Source organism: Streptomyces cyaneofuscatus, from assembly GCF_000718135.1.
GTDB classification, from domain to species: Bacteria; Actinomycetota; Actinomycetes; order Streptomycetales; family Streptomycetaceae; genus Streptomyces; species Streptomyces cyaneofuscatus.
Genome location: NZ_JOEM01000005.1, coordinates 266785 through 288054 on the forward strand (window position 1 = coordinate 266785; position 21270 = coordinate 288054).

Annotated in this window: 17 protein-coding genes; 7 read left to right on the top strand and 10 right to left on the bottom strand. The window is 70.7% G+C overall.

All coding sequences use genetic code 11. The annotated features are described in order from the left end of the window. Positions 1-407 precede the first annotated feature (407 nt). The 5 genes from IF17_RS0110270 to IF17_RS0110290 all read right to left on the bottom strand — a co-directional run bounded on the left by IF17_RS0110270 (position 408) and on the right by IF17_RS0110290 (position 6452). A complete protein-coding gene (locus IF17_RS0110270) occupies positions 408-1466 on the bottom strand; it encodes a LacI family DNA-binding transcriptional regulator (protein ID WP_030564376.1) in 1059 nt (352 codons plus the stop codon). Beyond that, positions 1451-3127 (bottom strand): glycoside hydrolase family 13 protein, encoded by a 1677-nt coding sequence (locus IF17_RS0110275; RefSeq protein ID WP_030564378.1) that lies wholly within the window; start codon positions 3125-3127, stop codon positions 1451-1453. Before IF17_RS0110275 ends, IF17_RS0110270 begins: the two co-directional genes overlap by 16 nt. Positions 3128-3266: 139 nt before the next feature. Next, positions 3267-4145 carry a sugar ABC transporter permease gene (locus tag IF17_RS0110280; protein WP_030564380.1) on the bottom strand — a complete coding sequence of 293 codons (879 nt, stop codon included), beginning with the start codon at positions 4143-4145 and terminating at the stop codon, positions 3267-3269. Next, a complete protein-coding gene (locus tag IF17_RS0110285; protein WP_030564382.1) occupies positions 4142-5161 on the bottom strand; it encodes a carbohydrate ABC transporter permease in 1020 nt (339 codons plus the stop codon). Before IF17_RS0110285 ends, IF17_RS0110280 begins: the two co-directional genes overlap by 4 nt. Positions 5162-5180: 19 nt before the next feature. After that, entirely contained in the window at positions 5181-6452 is a 1272-nt protein-coding gene (locus IF17_RS0110290) for an extracellular solute-binding protein (protein WP_030564383.1), read from the bottom strand. A 371-nt stretch (positions 6453-6823) separates the two neighbouring features. Between IF17_RS0110290 and IF17_RS0110295 the strand changes: the two genes are divergently transcribed. Together IF17_RS0110295 and IF17_RS0110300 are read left to right on the top strand one after the other, a co-directional pair. Beyond that, positions 6824-7891 (top strand): LacI family DNA-binding transcriptional regulator, encoded by a 1068-nt coding sequence (locus tag IF17_RS0110295; protein ID WP_030564385.1) that lies wholly within the window; start codon positions 6824-6826, stop codon positions 7889-7891. A 58-nt stretch (positions 7892-7949) separates the two neighbouring features. Further along, entirely contained in the window at positions 7950-8867 is a 918-nt protein-coding gene (locus tag IF17_RS0110300) for a phosphatase PAP2 family protein (protein ID WP_030564387.1), read from the top strand. A gap of 74 nt (positions 8868-8941) precedes the next feature. On the opposite strand, the gene IF17_RS0110305 is transcribed toward IF17_RS0110300, so the two are convergent. Then, entirely contained in the window at positions 8942-11749 is a 2808-nt protein-coding gene (locus IF17_RS0110305; protein WP_030564389.1) for a CDP-glycerol glycerophosphotransferase family protein, read from the bottom strand. Positions 11750-11917: 168 nt separating this feature from the next. Continuing rightward, a complete protein-coding gene (locus tag IF17_RS0110310) occupies positions 11918-14914 on the bottom strand; it encodes a bifunctional [glutamine synthetase] adenylyltransferase/[glutamine synthetase]-adenylyl-L-tyrosine phosphorylase (RefSeq protein ID WP_030564391.1) in 2997 nt (998 codons plus the stop codon). A 167-nt stretch (positions 14915-15081) separates the two neighbouring features. Between IF17_RS0110310 and IF17_RS0110315 the strand changes: the two genes are divergently transcribed. Next, complete coding sequence (locus IF17_RS0110315; protein WP_030564393.1) at positions 15082-15618, top strand: pyridoxamine 5'-phosphate oxidase family protein; 537 nt, start codon at positions 15082-15084, stop codon at positions 15616-15618. Here IF17_RS0110315 and IF17_RS0110320 read toward each other — a convergent pair. Further along, positions 15603-16403, bottom strand: coding sequence for a putative protein N(5)-glutamine methyltransferase (locus IF17_RS0110320; protein WP_030564395.1), 801 nt, complete (start codon positions 16401-16403; stop codon positions 15603-15605). The genes IF17_RS0110315 and IF17_RS0110320 overlap by 16 nt on opposite strands. 224 nt (positions 16404-16627) lie before the next feature. Then, the gene (locus IF17_RS0110325) at positions 16628-18127 is read right to left on the bottom strand and encodes an MDR family MFS transporter (RefSeq protein ID WP_051883956.1); all 1500 of its coding nucleotides are present in this window, start codon (positions 18125-18127) and stop codon (positions 16628-16630) included. A gap of 163 nt (positions 18128-18290) precedes the next feature. On the opposite strand from IF17_RS0110325, the gene IF17_RS0110330 reads away from it, so the two are divergent. Together IF17_RS0110330 and IF17_RS0110335 are read left to right on the top strand one after the other, a co-directional pair. Beyond that, on the top strand, positions 18291-18890 hold the full coding sequence (locus tag IF17_RS0110330) for an acyl-CoA-like ligand-binding transcription factor (protein WP_030564399.1): 600 nt from the start codon (positions 18291-18293) through the stop codon (positions 18888-18890). Positions 18891-18924: 34 nt separating this feature from the next. Further along, positions 18925-19491, top strand: coding sequence for a GNAT family N-acetyltransferase (locus tag IF17_RS0110335; protein WP_030564401.1), 567 nt, complete (start codon positions 18925-18927; stop codon positions 19489-19491). A gap of 59 nt (positions 19492-19550) precedes the next feature. Here IF17_RS0110335 and IF17_RS0110340 read toward each other — a convergent pair whose 3' ends face one another. Beyond that, complete coding sequence (locus IF17_RS0110340) at positions 19551-20315, bottom strand: GntR family transcriptional regulator (protein WP_030564403.1); 765 nt, start codon at positions 20313-20315, stop codon at positions 19551-19553. Positions 20316-20473: 158 nt separating this feature from the next. Between IF17_RS0110340 and IF17_RS0110345 the strand changes: the two genes are divergently transcribed. Together IF17_RS0110345 and IF17_RS0110350 are read left to right on the top strand one after the other, a co-directional pair. Then, positions 20474-20812, top strand: a complete 339-nt coding sequence (locus IF17_RS0110345; RefSeq protein WP_030564405.1) for a hypothetical protein — start codon at positions 20474-20476, stop codon at positions 20810-20812. A 110-nt stretch (positions 20813-20922) separates the two neighbouring features. Beyond that, entirely contained in the window at positions 20923-21219 is a 297-nt protein-coding gene (locus IF17_RS0110350; protein ID WP_030564407.1) for a hypothetical protein, read from the top strand. Positions 21220-21270 lie beyond the last annotated feature (51 nt).

Below are 21270 nucleotides of genomic sequence, written 5' to 3' on the forward strand. Positions count from 1 at the left end.
AAACGCGGGTGACGGTGCAGCCTCAGCCGGCAACGCGCCATGCCCTCAAGGCTCCTGAAGGTTCTTGCTGCAAGAATGCAAACCTTGCCGCGGACCAGACCGTACGAGGCCGTCAGGCGCCGGTCAACCCTTTGGACATGCCCCGCTCACATCCACGAAACAAGCCATTTTTCTTCGTGGTTTCTTGCTGCAAGGTCTTTCGCAAGATATTGCGGGCCTGTTACGTTTCACCTGACTCCGGTCCGGTCGGCCGAGGGTTCCGGCGCTTCACCGTGCCCGGACTCCACGCGCCCGGCCGGCCGGGCCGGTCACGACAAGAGAGGCGTCCAGGAGTCGCACAACTCCCCGCCGGCCCTTCCTGGGCCGACTCCTGGACGCCTCTCTGTACGTGTCCTCCCGTCTCCGGGTCAGTCGCTCCGTACCGCCGCCGTCGAGCCCCGTACGACCAGCTCCGGCTGGAAGACGTACTCGGTGCGCTGCACCGGACTTCCGCCGATCTCCTCGAGGAGCGCGCCCACCGCGGCCGCCGCCATCGCCTGCACGGGCTGGCGCACGGTGGTCAGCGGCGGGTCGGTGAACGCGATGAGCTGCGAGTCGTCGAAGCCGACGACCGAGACGTCACGCGGAACGTCGAGTCCCCTCCCCCGGGCGGCGCGCACGACGCCCAGGGCCATCAGGTCGCTGCCGCAGACGATGCCGGTGCACCCGGCGTCCAGCAGCGCGCCCGCCGCCACCTGGCCGCCCTCGACGCTGAACAGGGTGGAACAGACGAGCCCTTCGGCCTCCGCCCGGTCCATGCCGAGCAGCGAGATGGCCGCCTCCACGAACCCGTCCCGCTTCCGCCGGGAGGGGACGTACCGCTGCGGGCCGATCGCCAGGCCGACCCGGCGGTGGCCGAGGTCGGCGAGGTGGCCCACGGCCATGCGTACGGCAGCGTTGTCATCGGGCGAGACGAACGGGGCGCTGATGCGCTCGTTGTAGCCGTTGATCAGGACGAACGGCACACCGCGCTCGGTGAGCGCGGCGTACCGGGCCGGGTCGGCCGAGGTGTCGGCGTGCAGCCCGGAGAGGAAGACGATGCCGCCGACGCCCCGCTCCACGAGCTGTTCGACGAGCTCGTCCTCCGTTGCCCCGCCCGGGAGTTGGGTGCAGAGCACGGGCGTGTAGCCGTGCCCGGCCAGCACCTGTTCCACGGACTGCGCGAACGCCGGGAAGATCGGGTTGGTGAGTTCGGGCGTCACCAGGCCGATCAGTCCGGCGCTGCGCTGCCGCAGCCGTACGGGCCGTTCGTAGCCCAGGATGTCGAGCGCCGCGAGCACCCGCTGACGCGTGGTGTCCGCGACGCCCTGCTTCCCGTTCAGGACCCGGCTGACCGTCGCCTCGCTGACCGCCGCCTGGCCGGCGATGTCGGAGAGGCGGGGCGCCGCCGTGGTCCTGGGTGCGGGCAGTGTCACACCGTCCACCACACCGTGGTGTCGGCGGGCAGGACGGCCTCGGCGCCGTCGACGGTGACCGGGGAGCTGGCGAGCAGCACCCGGCCGCGGGCAGCGATGCGGACCGGGGCGCCGGTGGTGTTGACGGTGCAGACGAAGCCGGGGCGGGCGAGGACGAGGACGCCCTCGGGGCCGTCCAGCCACTCCACCTCGGAGCCCGCGCCGAGGCCCGGGTGCTCGCGGCGGGCGGCGATCGCGGTCCGGTACAGCTCCAGGGTGGAGCCCTCCACGCCGGTCTGCGCCTCCACGGACAGCTCGCCCCAGCCGGCGGGCTGCGGGAGCCAGCTGCCGCCTTCGCCGAACCCGTACGACGTGCCCTCGCGGTTCCACGGGATCGGGACGCGGCAGCCGTCGCGGAAGCCGTCCTGGCCCTCGGCGCGGAAGAACGAGGGGTCCTGGCGGGCCTCGTCGGGCAGGTCGGTGACGTCGGGCAGGCCCAGCTCCTCGCCCTGGTAGACGTAGGCGGAGCCGGGGAGGGCAAGCATCAGGAGGGTGGCGGCGCGGGCCCGGCGCAGGCCGAGTTCGCGGTCGCCGGGGGTACGGATCTGGGTGCCCAGGCCCGCCGGGTTGGCGAAGCGGGTGGCGTGCCGGGTGACGTCGTGGTTGGAGAGCACCCAGGTGGTGGGGGCGCCGACCGGGCGCATCGCGTCGAGCGAGGTGTCGATGACCTTGCGGAGCTCGGCGGCGTCCCAGGCGGTCCCGAGGTACTGGAAGTTGAACGCCTGGTGCATCTCGTCGGGGCGCACGTAGTTGGCGGTCCGCTCGACGGTCGGGGTCCAGGCTTCGGCGACGGCGATGCGCTCGCCGGGGTACTCGTCCAGGATCGTGCGCCAGCTGCGGTAGATCGCGTGCACGCCGTCCTGGTCGAAGAAGGGCATGACGTCGTTGCCGAGCAGCTTGAGCTGGTCGTGGGCGCCGAGGTCGGGCAGGCCCTCGGCCTTCACGAGGCCGTGGGCGACGTCGACCCGGAAGCCGTCGACGCCCATGTCGAGCCAGAACCGCAGGATGGAGCGGAACTCGTCGGCGACGGCCGGGTGCTCCCAGTTGAAGTCGGGCTGCTCGGGGGCGAAGAGGTGGAGGTACCAGTCGCCGGGGGTGCCGTCCGGGTTCACCGTACGGGTCCAGGCGGGGCCGCCGAAGATGGACTCCCAGTCGTTGGGCGGGAGTTCGCCGTTCGTGCCCTTGCCCGGGCGGAAGTGGTAGCGCTCGCGCAGGGCGGAGCCGGGGCCCTCGGCCAGGGCGCGCTTGAACCACTCGTGCTGGTCGGAGGAGTGGTTGGGGACCAGGTCGACGATGATGCGCAGGCCCAGGCCGTGCGCCTCGCGGATCAGGGCGTCGGCGTCCAGCAGGGTGCCGAACATCGGGTCGATGGCCCGGTAGTCGGCGACGTCGTACCCGGCGTCGGCCTGCGGGGAGGCGTAGAACGGGGAGAGCCACACCGCGTCGACACCGAGGTCCCGCAGGTAGGGCAGGCGGGCGGTGACGCCGGGGAGGTCGCCCATGCCGTCGCCGTTGCCGTCGGCGAAGCTCCGCGGATAGACCTGGTAGATCACCGCGTCCTGCCACCAGCCGGTGCGGTGGCCCGGGGCGTCGTCGGACGTGCCGGTGGAGGGGGCAGCGAGGTGCTGGGTCATGTCGTCCCTGGGGTGTCTGGGTGGGGAGCGGCGCCGGTGGCCGGGTCGGGGTTTCCGGCGCCGCCGTGACGAATGCGGTGGTGCGTGCGGGTTCTGGTGGTCCAGGAGGGTGCCCAGGAGGGTGTCCCGGAGGGGTCGCTCAGCCCTTGACGGCTCCGGCGGACATGCCGGTGACCAGGTGCTTCTGCGCGAACAGGAACACCAGGGCGGCCGGGATGGCGATGAGCACGGAGGCCGCGGTCATCGGGCCCCACTGGGCGCCGTACTGGTTGACGAACTTCTGGAGCCCGCCGGCGAGCGTCAGGTTCTCGTCACCGACCAGGAACGCGGAGGCGTACGCCACCTCGCCCCAGGCGGTGATGAAGGAGTAGAACGCGGTGACCGCGAGGCCCGGCTTGGCCAGCGGCAGGATGAGGCGCCAGAAGGTGCCGAACGGGGTGAGGCCGTCGACCTCGCCCGACTCGTCGATCTCGCGCGGGATGGTGTCGAAGAAGCCCTTCATCATCCAGGCGCAGAACGGCACCGAGATGGTGAGGTAGGTGATGACGAGGCCGGCGGGCTGGTTGAGCAGGCCCAGGCTGGCCATGATGTTGTAGATCGGCACGATGAGGACGGCGACCGGGAACATCTGCGTGATCAGCAGCGTCCACATCAGCCCGCGCTTGCCGGGGAAGCGGAAGCGGCTCACCGCGTAGCCGGTGGTGGCGGCGACGAAGACACCGATGACGGTGGAGAGCCCGGCGATGATCGCGGAGTTGGCGAACCAGGTGAGGAACTCGGTGTCGCGGATCAGGTTGGTGTAGTTGACGAACGTTGTCTCGCGGAAGAAGTCCGTGGTGGTCGCGTACTTGGCGGGCTTGAGCGAGGTCAGCAGGACCCACAGCACCGGGAAGACCGCGATCACCGAGGTGACGATCAGGGTGAGGTGCAGGGCGACGGAGGCGAGGGGCGAACGGTCGCCGCGGAGGCGGACCTTGGCCCCGGCCTGACGCGCGCGGGTGTCGGCGGTGGTGGTCACCAGTTGTCTCCCTGGGAGCGCAGGACTCGCCGGTAGACCACGGCGAAGAGCATCAGGAGTACGAGGATCAGCACGCCCCACGTGGAGGACTGCGCGAAGTCGCGCGGGCTGATCTCGAAGGAGAACTTGTACGCCTGAGTGACGAGGATCTGGGTGGCCTCACCGGGTCCGCCGCGGGTCAGCAGGAAGATCACCGGGAACATGTTGAAGGTCCAGATGGTGGAGAGCAGGATCACCGTGGTGGAGACCGGGCGCAGGCCGGGCAGCGTGATGTGGCGGAACCGCTGCCAGGCGGTGGCCCCGTCCATCTCGGCGGCCTCGTACTGCTCCGAGGGGATGGACTGCAGCCCGCCGAGCAGGGCGACCATCATGAAGGGGACGCCGAGCCAGACGTTGACGGCGATGACCGCGAACTTGGCCCAGGTCGGGTCGTTCAGCCACGGGATGCCGTCGATGCCGATGCCGCCGAGGACGGTGTTGAGCAGGCCGCGCTCCTCGTTGTAGAGGAAGCGCCAGGCGAAGACCGAGACGAAGCCGGGGATGGCCCAGGGCAGGATCAGGGCCATGCGGTAGGCGGAGCGGCCGGCGATGCGGCGGTTGAGGATGTTGGCGAGCGCCATGCCGAGCACGAACGTGATGCTCACGCAGGAGACCGTCCACACCAGCGTCCAGCCGAGCGTGCCGAGGAACTGCGAACCGGTCAGCGCGTCGATGTAGTTGTCGGCACCGACGAACTCGTAGGTGGCGGGCAGTTCGTTGACGCCGATCGTGCGCGCGACGTTGCGCTCGTTGGCGTCGGTCATCGACAGGTAGATCCCGCGCAGCAGCGGGTAGCCGATGATCACGCTGATCACGAGGACGACCGGGGCGACCATGGTCCAGGCGTACCAGTGGGTCGACAGGCCGCGCCGGATACGGCCGGGGGCCGGTGGTGGGGTGCCAGTACCGCGGCTCCGGCCGCGGGCGACGTCATCGCCCGCGGCCTTCACCACCGACTGGCTGGTGTGGACAGCCATCAGTCGGCCAACCTTCCTGTTACTTCCAGTCCTTCAGGAGCTTGCGGTACGCGTCGCCGGTGGCCTTGGCGGCCTTCTCCGGCGTGGTCTGGTTGGTGAGGACCTTGGTGTACTCGATGCCGAGCGGGGCGAAGAGGCTGCCACCCTCGGGGATCCAGGGGCGCTCGACGGCGGTCTCGACGACCGGCTTGAAGAAGCCGACGATCTCGCTGTTGACGGCTTCCTTCTTGGCATACGCGGAGGTGCGCGTCGGCAGCAGGTTCAGCTCACCGGCGGCGGTGGCCTGGGACTCCACGGACGTCATGTACTCGACGAAGGCGTAGGAGGCTTCCAGGTTCTTCGAACCGGCGTAGACGGCGAGGTTGTGACCGCCCTGCGGGGCGCCGTGGGCGGCGGAGCCGGCCGGGACCGTGGCGATGCCCAGGTTGTCCTTGTCCGTGAACTCCTTGCCGGTCAGCGTGTCGGCGACGGCCCAGGGGCCGTTGATCATCATCGCGACGTCGCCGTTCTTGAACGCCTGCATCATGTTCTCCCAGCCGTCCGAGGCATCCGTCTTCGCGGTGCCGTCCTCGACCAGGGCCTTGACCGCCTTGAACGCCTTGACGCCCTCGGGCTTGTCCACGGTGACGGTCTTGGACTCGGCGTCGACCAGGTCGCCGCCCTCGCCGTACAGGAAGGAGAGGAAGAAGTACGGGTCGTCGCCGCGCAGGTAGAGGCCGGTCTTGCCGGTCTTGTCCTTGATCTTCTTCGAGACGCTCTTCAGCTCGTCCAGGTTGGTGGGCGCCTCGACGCCCGCCTTCTCCATCAGCTTCTTGTTGTAGAAGATGCCCATGGAGTCGATGACCTGCGGAACCGCGAAGGTCTTGTCCTCGTACTTGGTGGACGCGACGGCCTGCGGCAGGAAGTCGTCCTGGTTCTTCAGGGCGGCGGTGCCGTCCAGCGGGGCCAGGTAGCCGAGGGCGGCGAAGTCCGGCGTCCAGGCGACCTCGGAGCGGATCACGTCGGGGGCGGAGCTGCCGGCCTGGGCCGCGTTCTTGAACTTGTTCTGCGCGTCACCGAAGGGGACGCTGACGTACTTGACGTCGACCTTCGGGTGCTTCTTCTCGAAACCTTCGGCAAGCCTCTTGAAGACCTTGTCCTCGCTGCCGACGCTGGAGGTGTCCCACCAGGTCACGGTGCCGGAGAGCTCGCCCGAGCTCTTGCTGCCGCCGGTCTCGTCGCCGCTGCCGCAGGCGGTCGCCGCGAGCGCCAGGGCCGCGACCAGGGCGGTGGCCGTTATGCCACGTCGCATCTGAACTCCTTCAACTGCCGTACCGCTCCGTCGCGGCGCCGGGTCGACGTGAACGTAACAAGGATGAAAGACCACCGAAAGACCTTGCGGAAGATTTCTGCAAGCCCTGCTGATCGTTACATTCGCGTGTCCTCAAGGTTGCCGTCAAGCCCCTTGACGGAACCGGTGGACCCCTGGCAAGGGCAGGCCACGCACGGGATACGTACGGCATCACCGCAGTGCGACGATCCGACCGCAGCCCGCAGCGGCGGCCGCAAGAGCTTGCAAGGCCTTGCCGGGGCGGAGGACTGGGGCGGGGCCGGTACGGGGGTGCGGGCGCCCGGGCGACACGCAGTGGGCAATCCGACACCGGCCCGGTACAGTCCACTGACATGACCGCACGGCTTGCCGATATCGCAACTCAGGCGGGGGTCAGCGAAGCGACGGTCAGCCGAGTCCTGAACGGCAAGCCGGGGGTCGCGGCGACCACCCGCGAATCCGTCCTCGCGGCGCTCGACGTCCTCGGCTACGAACGCCCCGTACGGCTGCGCCGGCGCAGCGCGGGCCTGGTCGGACTGATCACCCCCGAGCTGGAGAACCCGATCTTCCCGGCGCTGGCCCAGGTCATCGGCCAGGCGCTGACCCGGCAGGGGTACACACCGGTCCTCGCCACCCAGACCCCCGGCGGCTCCACCGAGGACGAACTCACCGAGATGCTGGTGGACCGGGGCGTCTCGGGCATCATCTTCGTCTCCGGACTCCACGCCGACACCTCGGCCGACATGCAGCGCTACGAACAACTGCGCGGCCAGGGTGTCCCCTTCGTCCTGGTCAACGGCTTCTCCGCCAAGGTGCAGGCCCCCTTCATCTCCCCCGACGACCGGGCGGCGATGCGGCTGGCGGTGACCCACCTGGTGGCGCTCGGCCACACCCGGATCGGCCTCGCGGTCGGCCCCAAGCGCTTCGTCCCCGTCCTCCGCAAGATCGAGGGCTTCCACGCCACGATGCAGGAGCAGCTGGGCCTCACGCCGGAGGCGGTGGAGGAGTTGATCCAGCACTCCCTGTACACGCTGGAGGGCGGCCAGGCCGCCGCCTCCGCCCTGATGGAACGCGGCTGCACAGCGGTCGTCTGCGCGAGCGACATGATGGCGCTCGGGGCGATCCGGGCGGCCCGCCGGCTGTCGAAGGAGGTCCCCCGGGACCTCTCCGTGGTCGGCTACGACGACTCGCCCCTCATAGCGTTCACCGACCCGCCGCTGACCACCATCCGGCAGCCGGTGACGGCGATGGGCCAGGCCGCGGTGCGCACACTGCTGGAGGAGATCGGCGGGACCCCGGCTCCGCACAGCGAGTTCGTCTTCATGCCCGAGCTGGTGGTCCGCGGGACGACTGCTTCGGGACCCGGTACGGGGAACGGCCCGGGACCCGTAGGTGGCACTGGGTCCCACCCTCGTCCTTGAGGTGCAGAACGTGCGACCGGAACCCGACCGGAGGATGATCGGGGGCAGGGGAATCTCTATGGAAGACTCTCTGCCTATGGGTGAAACGGACGTGACAGCACAGGAAGACGGGAAGACCGGCTGGTCGGACCGGCTCCGCTCCCTGCGATCGCCCGGCCGCCCCCGGCTCTGGTTCGAGATCCTGCTCATCGCGGTCAGTTACTGGCTGTACTCGCTCGTGCGCAACGCCGTACCGGAGCAGAAGGCCCAGGCCCTGAGCAACGCGGACTGGATCTGGTCGGCGGAGAAGGCCCTGGGCCTCGCCTTCGAGGAAACGGTCAATCACGCGTTCAATTCCGTGACATGGCTGATCGTGTCGATGAACTACTACTACGCGACCCTGCACTTCGTCGTGACCATCGGCGTCCTCGTCTGGCTCTTCCGCCGCCACCCCGGCCGGTACGCGGCCACCCGCCTCGTCCTCTTCGCGACGACGGGCGTGGCCCTGCTCGGCTACTACCTCTACCCGCTGGCGCCGCCCCGTCTGATGAACGGCGCGAACTTCATCGACACCGTGCTCGTGCACGAGACGTGGGGCTCGATGGCGTCGGGCAACTTCAAGAACATGTCGAACCAGTACGCGGCGATGCCGTCGATGCACATCGGCTGGTCCCTCTGGTGCGGCCTGACGATATTCGCCCTGGCCTCGGCGCCCTGGGCCCGCATCCTGGGCCTGCTCTACCCGACGCTCACCCTGGTCGTCATCGTGGCCACGGCCAACCACTTCTGGCTGGACGCAGTGGGCGGCATGGTCTGCCTCGCCTTCGGTTACGCGGTCTCCCGCGCCTGGTACGGCTCGCTGCCGCAGCACCTGCCGAAGTGGGTGCCGTCGAAACAGGGCGCCCGGCTGACGGGGGTGCGGGCGGCGGCACGGCTGCCACGGCCGGCCGAGGAGCCGTCGGGAGAGCCGGAGCCCGCGGGAGCGCGGAGACAGTAGGCGGTACGGCGGTACGGCGGTACGAGGGGGGCGCGGGTGATCGTGAGGTCACCCGCGCCCCCCTCGTAGCGTGCTCAGCCGCCGGTCGAGGCGGGGGCGTGCGGTCCGCCGGCGAGCATGCGGTCCACGACGCGCGCTGTGGCCTGACCGTCCCTGGGCTCGCAGAAGTCCTTCTTGAACCGCGTGTACTTGTCCCGGTACTCCGCTTCGACGGCGTCGAGGCCGCGCAGGGCCTTGACCAGCTCCTCGGAGGTCTCCAGCAGCGGCCCGGGGGCCCGGGTGGTGAAGTCGAAGTACAGGCCGCGCAAGGTGTCCCGGTAGTGCTCCAGGTCGTAGGTGAAGAAGAGCATCGGCTTGTCGGAGTGCGCGAAGTCGAAGAGCGCCGAGGAGTAGTCGGTGATCAGCACATCGGCTACGAGATAGAGATCCGCGATGTCCGGATAGCGCGTGACGTCCCAGACGAAGCCCTGGCCGGCCCCCGGCACGTTGCCGTGCACGCTGGAGTGCTTGCGGAAGAGCAGCACATGGTCGTGGCCTAGTTCGGCCTGCGCCGCCGCGAGATCGATCCGCAGATCGAGCTTGTACAGCTTGCTCGCGTGCCGCTGGTCCTCCCGCCAGGTGGGAGCGTAGAGCACCACCTTCTTGCCCTCGGGGAGCCCGAGCTGCTCCCTGACCCGCGCGGCCCGTATGTCGCGGTCGGCGGCGTGGAAGATGTCGTTGCGCGGATATCCGCTCTCCAGCATCTCGCCTTCGATGGAGTACGCCCTGCGCATGATCTCCGTGGTGTGTGCGTTCGGTGACACCACGAAGTCGAACTGCCGGTAGCTGTGCGGCAGACCGGCGATGTAGGCGGGGCTCGACTGGGGAGAGCCGAGCAGGTCCTTGCCGACCTTCTTCAGCGGCGTACCGTGCCAGGTCTGCACGACCTTCTGCCCGGGACGGGTGACGAACCAGTCACCCACGGGCGTGTTGACGACGACGTAACGGCTGCGCGCCAGCGCCTCGTACCACGCGCGGCTGCCCCAGCCCACCACACGCGCTTCCGCCGGCATCTCCGGCAGCCCTTCGTCCTGGGTCCAGATGTGCTCGACCGCGACCCCTCGGCGTACCAGCTCGTCGTAGACGAACCGAGGTGAGTCCGAGAACTGCTTCCCGCCGAAGCTGAGGTAGAGCACCGCGTCGCGCAGGGGAAGCTTGCGCTGCTTGTGGAAGTGCGCCTCGCGCAGGATGCGCTGGCGGTACGTGCCGTGCTCGTCGGGGGCGAGCAGCCGTTCCGGCTCGATGAAGATGCGGTCGAAGTTGCGGCGGTCCACGGTGAAGGCGCGCGGCTGCCCACCGGCGCGCTGCGGGCCGTTGAAGCGCAGGGGAAGCTCCCCCACCTGCTCCGGCCGCAAGGTCACCGGAACGTCCTCGGACTTGTCCCAGGCGTCCACATCGCGGAAGAACAGATACCAGCGGCCGGGGCAGAGAGGAAGCGCGGGGCCGTGCACCTGAGGGGCCGCCTCGGGGTCGATCCGGACCGTGAACCGCCCGTCGGCCATCTCGACCGGCAGCTCCTTCTCCTCGAAGCGGGTGCCGTGCCGCAGGACGACCTTCTTCCCGGCCGCCTCCTCACGGGGGTAGGCGCCCGTGAGCACCAGCTCTCCCGCATCCGTCACGGTCATCGCGTCGACAACGGCTCGGACGGCCCGCGTGGCCAGCACCAGCCTGCCGGGCCCGTCGCGGTGGACGGCCAGCTCACGGCCGGCGGCGAACCGGTGTCTCCCGGTCGTGAAGCCTTCGGCGAGGTGGGCCGCCTGGCCCCGGCCCTCGGCTCCGCGGAACGTCACCTTGAACTGGCGGGTCTTGATCCCCGGCGGGTCGTCGGCGGTCAGCCGGTCGAGGCTGAAGACCGCTCGGTAGCGCCGGAACGCGTCGTCGGCGGAACCGGACGGGGCGGAGAGGGCGGTGAGCGGGCTGTCCAGCCGGGTCTCGCCCTCGACGACGCTCACGGTGGTGGGAGCCTTGTGGCCACTCCGCACCCGGGCGACCAGCACCAGCTCGCCGTCCACCACGGTGCAGGACTCGACCTCGACCGGAGGCTGCTGAACGGTGATGCCCACAGCGTCCTTGGTGAAGCCCACGACGAGACGTGAGCCGTCCGCCAGATGACGCACCTGGTTGTGCCCGGCCGTCCCCACCTCGCGCTGACGCACCCGCGTCTCGTACGCCCCGCCCGGTCCCGGTATCCCGACGCTCAGGAACCACTGACCGGCACCGCGCCCGGCGAGCTCACGCAGCCGACGGGCGGGGACGGCGACCTCGAAGCCCGTCCGGTCGTAGCAGTGCAGCGCCTGTCCCGAGGCGGCGGTGGCCTCCTCGTTCTTGGTACGGCGCAGACGCAGCTTGATGCGCTCCCCGGTATCAGCGTGCTCCAGCACCGCGAACCGGCCGATCGTGCGACCCGACGGGCGCGGCAGGTTCGCGACGAACGCGTACCCTCCCCACACCAGATCGTCGCCGCGCCACTCGACCGAGGTGAGCTGCGCGGTCATCTTCAGATCAGGACGTTCGAGCGCAGTGATCCGGTCCGGCAGCGCAAGGCTTCGCAGGCCCGGTAGCACCAGCCGTGGCCGCCGGGCACCCGCCACGAGGAAGACGCCCGGGTCTCTGCGCTGGCCCCGGACCACCTCGACCAGATCCTCGGCACGCCCCTCGGACGCGAGGTACCACAGGACGCGCTCGACCGGCCGGAGGGGAGTGAGCACCTTCTCGCCGTGCGTGTCGAGGAGTCTTCGCGCCGTGGCACGCAACTCCTCGCGCTCGGCCTGGGAGCTCTCGGGAAAGAATCGCAGGATCCTCTGCACTCCGGCCGATGTGAGATCGGCGAGAGACTGCGCCATGGGTAACGCCCCTCTTCAACGTGCGGGTCAACTCCGGGCCATCGCACGTTAACCGAGTCGCTAGGGGGGCCTACACTTCGCGCGATAACAGTACGGGCACATGCGGCGCGGATTCGTCGGCCTTGAAGCGGCAAGGACCGCCCCTTGGGCGTGTCCGCCGGACACGCCCTAGACCACCGCCCCGTAGAACCGCTCCTCCACCACCGCCCGGGCCCGCCGCGTGATCCGCCGGTAGTCGTCCAGCATGTCCCCGACATGCCCCGGCTCGTACCCCAGGTACCGCCCCACGGCCGTCATCTCCCGGGGGTCGGACGGAAACGTGTCCCCCGCCCGCCCCCGCACCAGCATCACCGCGTTCCGGACCCGCGTCGCCAGCACCCACGCCTCGTCCAGCATCTCCGCGTCCTCACCCGGGATCAGCCCCGCCGCGCACGCCGCCGCCAGCGCCTCGCGCGTACGCGTCGTCCGCAGCCCCGGCTCCGCCCAGCCGTGCTGCATCTGCATCAGCTGCACGGTCCACTCGACGTCGCTCAGCCCGCCCCGCCCCAGCTTCGCGTGGAGCGTGGGGTCCGCGCCGCGCGGCATCCGCTCGGACTCCATCCGCGCCTTGAGCCGGCGGATCTCGCGTACGGCGTCCTCACCGAGCCCTTCCGCCGGATACCGCAACGGGTCCACCAGCTCGATGAAGTCGCGCCCCAACTCCTCGTCGCCCGCCATGTGTTCGGCCCGCAGCAGCGCCTGGCTCTCCCAGACCAGCGACCAGCGCCGGTAGTACGCCCCGTACGACTTCAACGTCCGCACCATCGGCCCGGTCTTGCCCTCGGGCCGCAGATCGGCGTCGATCAGCAAGGGCGGGTCGGCAGTGGGCAGTTGGAGCAGCCGCCGCATCTCCCCCACGACCGAGTTCGCCGCCCGGGCGGCCTCCTCGTCGCTCACGCCCTCGCGCGGCCGGTGGACGAAGAGGACGTCGGCGTCGGAGCCGTAACTCAGCTCGTGCCCGCCGAAGCGGCCCATGCCGATGACGGCGAACCGGGTCGGCAGGGTGTCGCCCCACCGCTCGCGTACGGCGGCCCGCAGCGCGCCCGCGATGGTGGCGGCGTTCAGGTCGGTGACGGCGGAGCCGACCCGGTCGACGAGGGCCCCGTGGTCCTGCTCGGCCGGGCTGTCCTCGGTGCCGTACGAGCCGATGATGTCGGCGGCCGTCGTACGGAACAGCTCCCGCCGCCGCACCCCGCGCACCACCGCGACCGCCGACTCCGCGTCCCCGGCGCGCCCCACCGCCGCCAGCACCTCCTGCTCCAGGTGCTCGCGGGTGCGGGGCGTGAGACCCTCCGGGTCGCCCAGGATCGCCACCGCCTCCGGGGCCCGCATGAGCAGGTCCGGGGCGAGGCGGCCGGCGGAGAGGACCCGGGCGAGGTTCTCCGCCGCCGCCCCCTCGTCGCGCAGGAGCCGCAGGTACCACGGGGTCTTGCCCAGCGCGTCGGACACCTTGCGGAAGCCGAGCAGCCCGGCGTCCGGGTCGGCGGAGTCCGCGAACCAGCCGAGCAGCACCGGCAGCAGCGTGCGCTGGATCGCCGCCTTGCGGGAGACCCCGGAGGAGAGTGCCTCCAGGTGGCGCAGGGCCGCGCCGGGGTCCGCGTACCCGAGGGCCTCCAGCCGGATCGCGGCCGCCTTCGCGCTGAGCCGGGACTCGGCGGGGGCCAGCTGCGCGACGGCGTCCAGCAGCGGCCGGTAGAAGATCTTCTCGTGCAGCCGCCGCACCACCGAGGCGTGCCGCCGCCACGCCTTGTTGAGCTCGGCGACCGGGTCGGTCCGCATCCCGAGCGAGCGCCCGAGCCTCCGCAGATCGGCCTCGTCCTCGGGAACCAGGTGGGTGCGGCGCAGGCGGTAGAGCTGGATGCGGTGCTCCATGGAGCGCAGGAAGCGGTAGGCCTCGTCCAGCTGGGCGGCGTCCGCACGCCCCACGTACCCGCCACCGGCGAGCGCCCGCAGGGCCTCCAGCGTGGTCCCGCTGTGCAGCGAGGCGTCGCTGCGCCCGTGCACCAACTGGAGGAGCTGGACGGCGAATTCGACGTCCCGCAGCCCGCCGGGTCCGAGCTTCAGCTCCCGCTCGATCCGGTCGGCGGGGATGTTGTCGACGACGCGGCGGCGCATCTTCTGCACGTCGGGGACGAAGTTCTCCCGGTCGGCGGCCTGCCAGACGAGCGGCGAGACGGCGTCGACGTACTCCTGGCCGAGCTCCGGGTCCCCGGCGACCGCGCGCGCCTTCAGCAGCGCCTGGAACTCCCAGGTCTTCGCCCACCGCTGGTAGTAGGCGAGGTGGGAGGTGAGGGTGCGCACGAGGGGCCCGTTGCGGCCCTCGGGGCGGAGGTTGGCGTCGACCTCCCAGATGGTGCCCTCGGCGGTGTTCTCGGAGCAGATCCGCATCATGTGGGCGGCGAGCCGGGTGGCGGCCTGCATGGCCTTGTTCTCGTCGACGCCGTCGCGCGCCTCACCGACGAAGATCACGTCGACGTCGGAGACGTAGTTCAGCTCGTGGCCGCCGCACTTGCCCATCGCGACGACGGCGAGCCGGCACTGCGCCGCGTCCTCGGGGGCCGCCGTCCGGGCGATGGCGAGGGCGGCGCGGAGGGTGGCGGTGGCGAGATCGGCCAGTTCGGCGGCGGTCTGGGCGAGGTCGGTGGTCCCGCAGACGTCACGGGCGGCCAGGGTGAGCAGGCAGCGCCGGTACCCGACGCGCAGCGAGTCCGGGTCGACGGCCTCGGCGAGCCCGCGCTCGAACTCGGCGACCCCCGGGTGCAGGTCCACCGCCTCGTACGTGACGAGCGCCTGCCAGTCGCGCGGGTGCCGGGCCAGGTGGTCGCCGAGCGCCTCGGACGCCCCGAGGACCCCGAGGAGCCGGTCGCGCAGGGGCTTGGCGGTGACGAGGGTGTCCAGCAGCACCTGCCGCTCGCCCTCCTCCTCGGCCTCCACGAGCCGGACGAGGCCGCGCAGGGCCAGATCGGGGTCGGCGGTGGCGCCGAGCGCCTCCAGGAGGACGGGATCGGACCGTACGGAGGCGAGGTCGTCCAGCTCCAGGAGCTGCTCGGCGGCGGACGGGTCGGTGAATCCGTGCCGCAGCAGCCTGGTGAACGTACTGCTTCTGCGCCCCGGCACCGTCGTCATTGCACGCTCTCCTGCCGCCCGAACCGATCTGCGTAGCCGCGACGCCGCCCCTTCGCCACGCCACAGCTCTCCGAGCCTAGTCCTGTACCGATGAATTCGGGGCGGGGGCGGAGTCCACCCACGGGGAAAGCACCTGACAGCACCCCCTGACGCCCTCCGGAGGAACGATGTCCAGGACCGAGCAGCCCCTCTCCGCCACTCTCCCGGCCACCGAGCTGGATGCCCGCTACAGCAGCGAGGGCGCCACGGCCCGCCCCTGGCCGGAGACGGCCGCCGTACTCGCCGACGCCCCGCTCTACTGGCTCTCCACGGTCCGCCCCGACGGCCGCCCCCATGTCACCCCGCTCATCGGCGTCTGGTCACAGGGCGCCCTCCACTTCTGTACGGGCCCGGCGGAGCGCAAGGCGCGCAACCTGGCGGCCAACCCCGAGGTGGTCCTGACGACGGGGGCCAACGCCCTCGACTCGGGGATCGACGTGGTGGTCGAGGGCCGGGCGGACCGGGTGACGGACCACGCCCGGCTGACGGCGCTGGCCCGGGAGTGGGAGGCGAAGTACGGCGCCGACTGGCACTTCGATGTCGCGGACGGCAGCTTCGTCCAGGCGGAGGCGGGCCACGCCCACGTGTTCGCGGTCCGCCCCCGTACGGTGTTCGGCTTCGGCAAGGGGGACCCGTACAGCCAGACGCGCTACAGCTTCACGTGACCGGCCGATCTGGTCCCGATGACGACGGTGGCGTACAGCTCCTCGCAGACCACCACGCGCGGCACCAGCCCGGCGCCGCGCAGGACTCCCACCGCCGCGTCCCGCTGCCGCTCACTGGCCTCCACCAGCAGGCTGCCGCCGGGGGCGAGCCACCCGGGGGCCTCGGCGGCGACCCGGCGCATGACGTCGAGGCCGTCGCCGCCGCCGTCGAGGGCGACCCGGGGTTCGTGGACGCGGGCCTCGGCGGGCAGCAGCTCGACATCGGCGGTCGGAACGTAGGGAACATTGGCCAGCAGTACGTCGACACGACCGCGCAGCCCGACGGGGAGGGGCTCGAACAGGTCGCCCTCGTAGACCTGCCCGAGACCGCCGATGTTGCGCCGGGCGCACCGTACGGCGGCGGGTTCGACATCGCAGGCGTGCAGGTCGACCGGGCCCAGGGTGGTGGCCAGGGCGGCACCGAGCGCACCCGAACCACAGCAGAGGTCGACGACGACGGCCCGGCGGGGTGCGAGGGCGGCGGCCTGCGCCACGAGGAACTCCGTACGGCGGCGGGGCACGAAGACACCGGCGTCCACGGCGAAGCGCCGACCGCGGAACTCCGCCCAGCCCAGGACATGTTCGAGCGGAAGCCCGGCGACGCGGCGCTCGACGAGGAGGGACAGTTCGTCCGGGGACGCGGCGGCCTCATGGAGGAGGGAGGCCTCGTCCTCGGCGAAGACGCAACCGGCGCGGCGCAGGGCGGCGACGGTGGCGGAAAAGGAACTCAAAGGGTGAACCGGCATACGGGGAAACGCCTTTCGGGAAATCCGATGGGCGCTCCGCGATCGCTCGGTGCCGTTCCGCCCGGCCGCTATGGCGGTGGGTCGACGCGATCGTGCGAGGTGAGCACCCAGCCTGATCCAGCGGTAATGGGTCTCACCTCCCCGGTCCGTCCCCGTACCGGTGCACGAGGGGTCGTAACACTACAACAGCCCGTGCCGGGTGGCGCGGGCTGTTGCAGTGCGGGCTACAGATCCACGCTGTCACGCAGCTTGGTCGGCGTCAGGAACAACGACGCGACGACACCGACCACCGCGATGCAGGCGGAGATGAGGAAGATGTGCCCGGTGGCGTCCCCGTAGGCGGCCCGGACGACCTCCTGGATCTGCGGCGGCATGGCGGCGACGTTCAGGGTGGACCCGCCGGAGCCGGAGGCGGCCGGGTCGATGCCGAGCTCCGCCAGCCCGTGGGCGATCTTGTTCGCGACCTGGTGGGCGAGGACCGCGCCGAGGACGGAGACGCCCATGGTGCCGCCGAGGGAGCGGAAGAAGGTGATGGCTCCGCTGGCCGCACCGATCTCGCTGAGGGGCACGGTGTTCTGGAGGACGAGCACCAGGTTCTGCATGGACATACCGACGCCGGCCCCCACCCCGAGCATCCCCAACGACACGGCGACCAGCGGCGTTTCGTGGTCGATGAAGGAGAGCCCGAGGAAGCCGAGAGCAAGAACGACGACACCGGTGACGATGTACGGCTTGACCTTGCCGGTCTTGGAGACGAGACGTCCGGCGACGGTGGAGGAGACGAGCACGCCCGCCATGAGCGGAATGGTGAGGAGCCCCGCCTCGGTCGGTGAGTACCCGCGCCCGATCTGGAAGTACTGGCCGAGGAAGACGGCCCCGCCGAACATCGCCATGCCGACCGCGAGGCTCGCGACGATGGCGAGCGCGGGATCGCGGCGCCGGACGACGTGCAGCGGAACGACGGGCTCCTTGACGCGCGCCTCGACGAGGACGGCCGCGCCGAGGATGACGACACTCCCGCCGACCATGAGGCCGGTCTGCCAGGAGATCCAGTCGAAGTCGCCGCCGACGAAGGTGACCCAGAGGAGCAGGAGGCTGACCCCGGCGGCGATGAGCGAGGCGCCGAGGTAGTCGACCTTGGTGTCGGGCCGGCGGACCTCGGCGAGGTGGAGGGTGCGGGCGAGCATCACGGAGGCGAGCAGGGTGAAGGGCACGGCGATGAAGAAGCACCAGCGCCAGCCGAGCCAGGAGGCGTCGGTGATGAACCCGCCGAGCAGCGGCCCGCCGACGGTGGCGACGGCCATGACACCGCCGAGGTAACCGTTGTAGCGGCCGCGCTCCTTGGGGCTGATCATCGCGGCGATGATCACTTGCACGAGCACCTGGAGCGCCCCCATGCCGAGCCCCTGGACGGCGCGGAAGGCGATGAGCTGCTCGGTGGACTGAGCAAAGCCGCAGGCGATCGAGGAGACGACGAAGAGCCCGATGGCTATCTGGAGGAGCAGCTTCTTGCTGAAGAGGTCGGCGAGCTTGCCCCAGATCGGGGTGGAGGCGGTGGAGGCCAGGAGGGTCGCGGTGACGACCCAGGTGTACTGCGACTGGGTGCCGTCGAGGGACCCGATGATCTGCGGGAGCGCGACCGAGACCACGGTGGTGCTGATCATCGCGACGAACAGCACGATGAGCAGCCCGCTGAGGGCCCGCAGGATGTGCCGGTGGTCCATCGGCGCGGGGGCGGGGGCCCCGGCCGGGGCGGCGGTGGTGTGTGCTGCGCTCACGCGCAACCTCCGGAAGGTTCGTACGAGGGGGAGAAGGCTTCACCATACATGCACACTGAGCAATTTTGCCCACTGAGCAACAATCCGAACCCCGGGGGATAATGCCCCCATGGACAGCAGCACCGCGGGACCAGGACTCCGGGAACGCAAGAAGGAAGCCACCCGGCAGGCCGTGCACGAGGCGACCCTGCGCCTGACCGTGGAGCACGGCTTCGACCAGGTGACGGTGGAGGCGGTGGCGGACGCGGCCGGGATCTCGCGCCGGACGTTCTCGAACTACTTCACCAACAAGGAGGACGCACTCCTCTACGGCGAGGAGCAGCAGATCCGGGCCCTGGTCCGCACGGTCCAGAGCCGCCCCGCCGAGGAACCGGCCTGGCCGGCCCTGCGCGCGGCGGTGGCCCAGTTCTCAGAACGGGTCGCCCCTCCGGAGCGCGACTGGGCGGTCCGCACCCGCCTGGCGATGCGCCACCCCTCGCTCCTGGCCCGCCAGTTGGCCAACCACGCAGCCCTGGAACGCGACCTGGCCGAAGCGGTGGCCGCCCGCCCGGGCCCGACCTCGGCCCCGGTCCGCCCGATCGTGCTGGCGGCGGGGTTCCTCGCCTCGCTGCGGATCGCGATGCGGATGTGGATCGAGGAGGACCTCGCGCGGGAGCCGGCGGCGGTGATCGACGAGGTGCTGGACGAGATGGGGCGGCGGTTCGGGTGAGAATCCAACCACTGCCCCTCCCTTGGAGCCCGCCATGAACACCGCTCCTGACCCCATCCTCTGGCTCGGCACGGACACCTGCGCGCTCGGCCCCTACCGGGCGGACCTGGTGGAAACGTACTGGCGCTGGGAGCAGGACCCCGCGCTCCTCGTCGGCTACGGGCGCCAGCAGCCGGAATCACTGGAGGCCCGCACGGAGGGCATGGTCCATCAACTGCGCGGGGACAACATCCGCTTCACGGTGTACGACCTCGCCACCGGCAGCCCGGTCCCGGCCGGGGTGGCGACGCTGCTGCCGAACTCGTCCGTCCGCACGGCGGAGTACGTCGTGATGCTGGCCCCCGAGGCGCGCGGACGCGGCCTGGGCACGGCCGCCACCCGGCTGGTGCTGGACTACGCGTTCCACATCACCAACCTGCGGATGGTCTGGCTGAAGGTCCTGGCCCCCAACAAGGCAGGGCTGCGCGCCTACGACAAGGCAGGCTTCCGGACCGCCGGGACCTTGCGGGAGGCGGGCTACTGGCTCGGCACGGTCTGCGACGAGATCCTGATGGACACGCTGGCAGGCGACTTCACGGGCCCGTCCGTCATCCAGGCCTGACGGCCCGAAGGCGGCTCACCGCACCGTGGCACGGAAGCCTCCCTCAGGACCGCACCGGCTCAGAACCGGGAGTCGTCGACATCGATCTCGTACGCGATCTCCCAGCGGATGTCCGGGACGATGATGTCGGCGGTCTCGACCGGACGGCCATCCGAGTCGAAGTAGATGCGCTCCAGTTGGGTGACCAGGCTGCCCACGGAGATGTTGAGGAAGTTGGCCTGCTCGCGCGTGGCACGGGCCGGTCGTGGCATCTCCAGAGCGGTGGAGATGTTCACGTTGATGGAGCGCATACGGGCGACCACGCCGATCTTGCCCCGCGGCCCCATCTCCGGGAGCAGGACCTCCGTACCGCCGGTGATGGCCATCGGTTCCCAGCTCGTGGCGAGCTGCGCGGGCTGGCCGTCCGCGAGGAACTCGTAGTGGGTCATGACGCAGAGGTCACCGGGCTCGATCGCCAGCCGGGCGGCGATGTCCTCCGTGGCGGGGACCCGTGCGCGGCTGTTGCACTCCCAGGTGCCGTCGCCGCCCTGGTCCTTCAGGTCGGCGCGGAACGGGGAGCCGGTCCGCTCCTGACGGAGGCGTGAGCGGACCATCCTGAGGCGCTGGCGGGCTTTGCGGACGTACGTGCCGGAACCGGCACGGCCTTCGAGGATGCCCTCGATGATCAGGCGTTCCATGGCGCGCTGGGCGACAGACTGACCGACGCCGTACTCCTCGGCGAACCGGGAGCGGGACGGCAGCTTGTCGCCGACCGCCCATTCACCCGACAACACCCGGGCACGGATCTTGTCGGCCACCTGCAAGTACGGGGTATCGCGAGGCATTTCGGCGGCTCCGTGAGGGTGCGGCGTTCAGGGCTCGATATTGACAAAGCTAACCCATCAGGTTGAAGCTGAGTATTCAGCATTACATGGAGTGACATCGACTTCACCAGGGGAGAAGTGTGCGCTCAGCACAAGCGCGGGCAGCGGCACTGACCGGCATGCTCACCGCCGCCCTCGGCACCGAGCCGCGCGTGGCCGACACCGAGGCCGGCATCCGCGTCGAAGCGGACCTCCCCACCGAGCTCACCGAGGCCGAGCACACGGCGGTCCTCGCCGCCCTGGCCACGGCCGACCACTTCGGACACACCCTGACCCGCACCGCCGAATTCGTCTGGGCCGAGATCAGCAGAGAGGCGACCGTGACCACGACCGATTCCCCCGACGCGGCCTACCGCGACCTGCTCGCCCACACGACGACGTGCGGATCCTGCCGAGCGGGAGCGGTCTGCTCCACGGCGGCCAAGCTCGTCCGCACCTGGCGCGAGACGCGCGCGTAGGGGCGCCTCCTGCCGACCGGCACAGCCCGCCCACTCCCCCAGAGACGGAGGCACCTCATGCGTACGTCCGCCCCTCACTCCTTACTTCCGGCCCGGCCCGGGAGGCCCCGATGATCACCTTGTCCGCCACGGACGTCCGCACCTGCGAGGCCTGCTGGACCGCCCCGGTGACGGCGGCCCGCCACACGGGGGCCGGCCGCGACCTGCTCTGCGAGGAGTGCGCGGAGGGGAACTACCCGCGCCGCGTGGACCTGTTCCCCCCGCTCGGCATCTACGGCCTGCCGGCCCGCAAGGTCCAGCGGGACGCCAAGCACCGAGGCAACCCGGGCCCTCCCCCACCCAACCCGGGCCCACCGCTGCCCAACCCGCCGCCGGCGCCTTCACCACCGGGGGCGCCGCCGGTGTAGAGCTTCTTCGGGCCCGCCCCTCCACAGGGGGGTGCGGGCCGTGAACCAGAA

Bases quoted from the DNA above. Each gene is read 5' to 3' on its own strand.
- IF17_RS0110330 (WP_030564399.1), top strand. From the start codon at position 18,291: ATGGACAGCAGCACCGCGGGACCAGGACTCCGGGAACGCAAGAAGGAA.
- IF17_RS0110345 (WP_030564405.1), top strand. From the start codon at position 20,474: ATGCTCACCGCCGCCCTCGGCACCGAGCCGCGCGTGGCCGACACCGAG.
- IF17_RS0110350 (WP_030564407.1), top strand. From the start codon at position 20,923: ATGATCACCTTGTCCGCCACGGACGTCCGCACCTGCGAGGCCTGCTGG.
- IF17_RS0110320 (WP_030564395.1), bottom strand. From the start codon at position 16,403: ATGCCGGTTCACCCTTTGAGTTCCTTTTCCGCCACCGTCGCCGCCCTG.
- IF17_RS0110335 (WP_030564401.1), top strand. From the start codon at position 18,925: ATGAACACCGCTCCTGACCCCATCCTCTGGCTCGGCACGGACACCTGC.
- IF17_RS0110295 (WP_030564385.1), top strand. From the start codon at position 6,824: ATGACCGCACGGCTTGCCGATATCGCAACTCAGGCGGGGGTCAGCGAA.
- IF17_RS0110340 (WP_030564403.1), bottom strand. From the start codon at position 20,315: ATGCCTCGCGATACCCCGTACTTGCAGGTGGCCGACAAGATCCGTGCC.
- IF17_RS0110315 (WP_030564393.1), top strand. From the start codon at position 15,082: ATGTCCAGGACCGAGCAGCCCCTCTCCGCCACTCTCCCGGCCACCGAG.
- IF17_RS0110275 (WP_030564378.1), bottom strand. From the start codon at position 3,127: ATGACCCAGCACCTCGCTGCCCCCTCCACCGGCACGTCCGACGACGCC.
- IF17_RS0110300 (WP_030564387.1), top strand. From the start codon at position 7,950: ATGGAAGACTCTCTGCCTATGGGTGAAACGGACGTGACAGCACAGGAA.
- IF17_RS0110305 (WP_030564389.1), bottom strand. From the start codon at position 11,749: ATGGCGCAGTCTCTCGCCGATCTCACATCGGCCGGAGTGCAGAGGATC.
- IF17_RS0110325 (WP_051883956.1), bottom strand. From the start codon at position 18,127: ATGGACCACCGGCACATCCTGCGGGCCCTCAGCGGGCTGCTCATCGTG.
- IF17_RS0110290 (WP_030564383.1), bottom strand. From the start codon at position 6,452: ATGCGACGTGGCATAACGGCCACCGCCCTGGTCGCGGCCCTGGCGCTC.
- IF17_RS0110310 (WP_030564391.1), bottom strand. From the start codon at position 14,914: ATGACGACGGTGCCGGGGCGCAGAAGCAGTACGTTCACCAGGCTGCTG.
- IF17_RS0110285 (WP_030564382.1), bottom strand. From the start codon at position 5,161: ATGGCTGTCCACACCAGCCAGTCGGTGGTGAAGGCCGCGGGCGATGAC.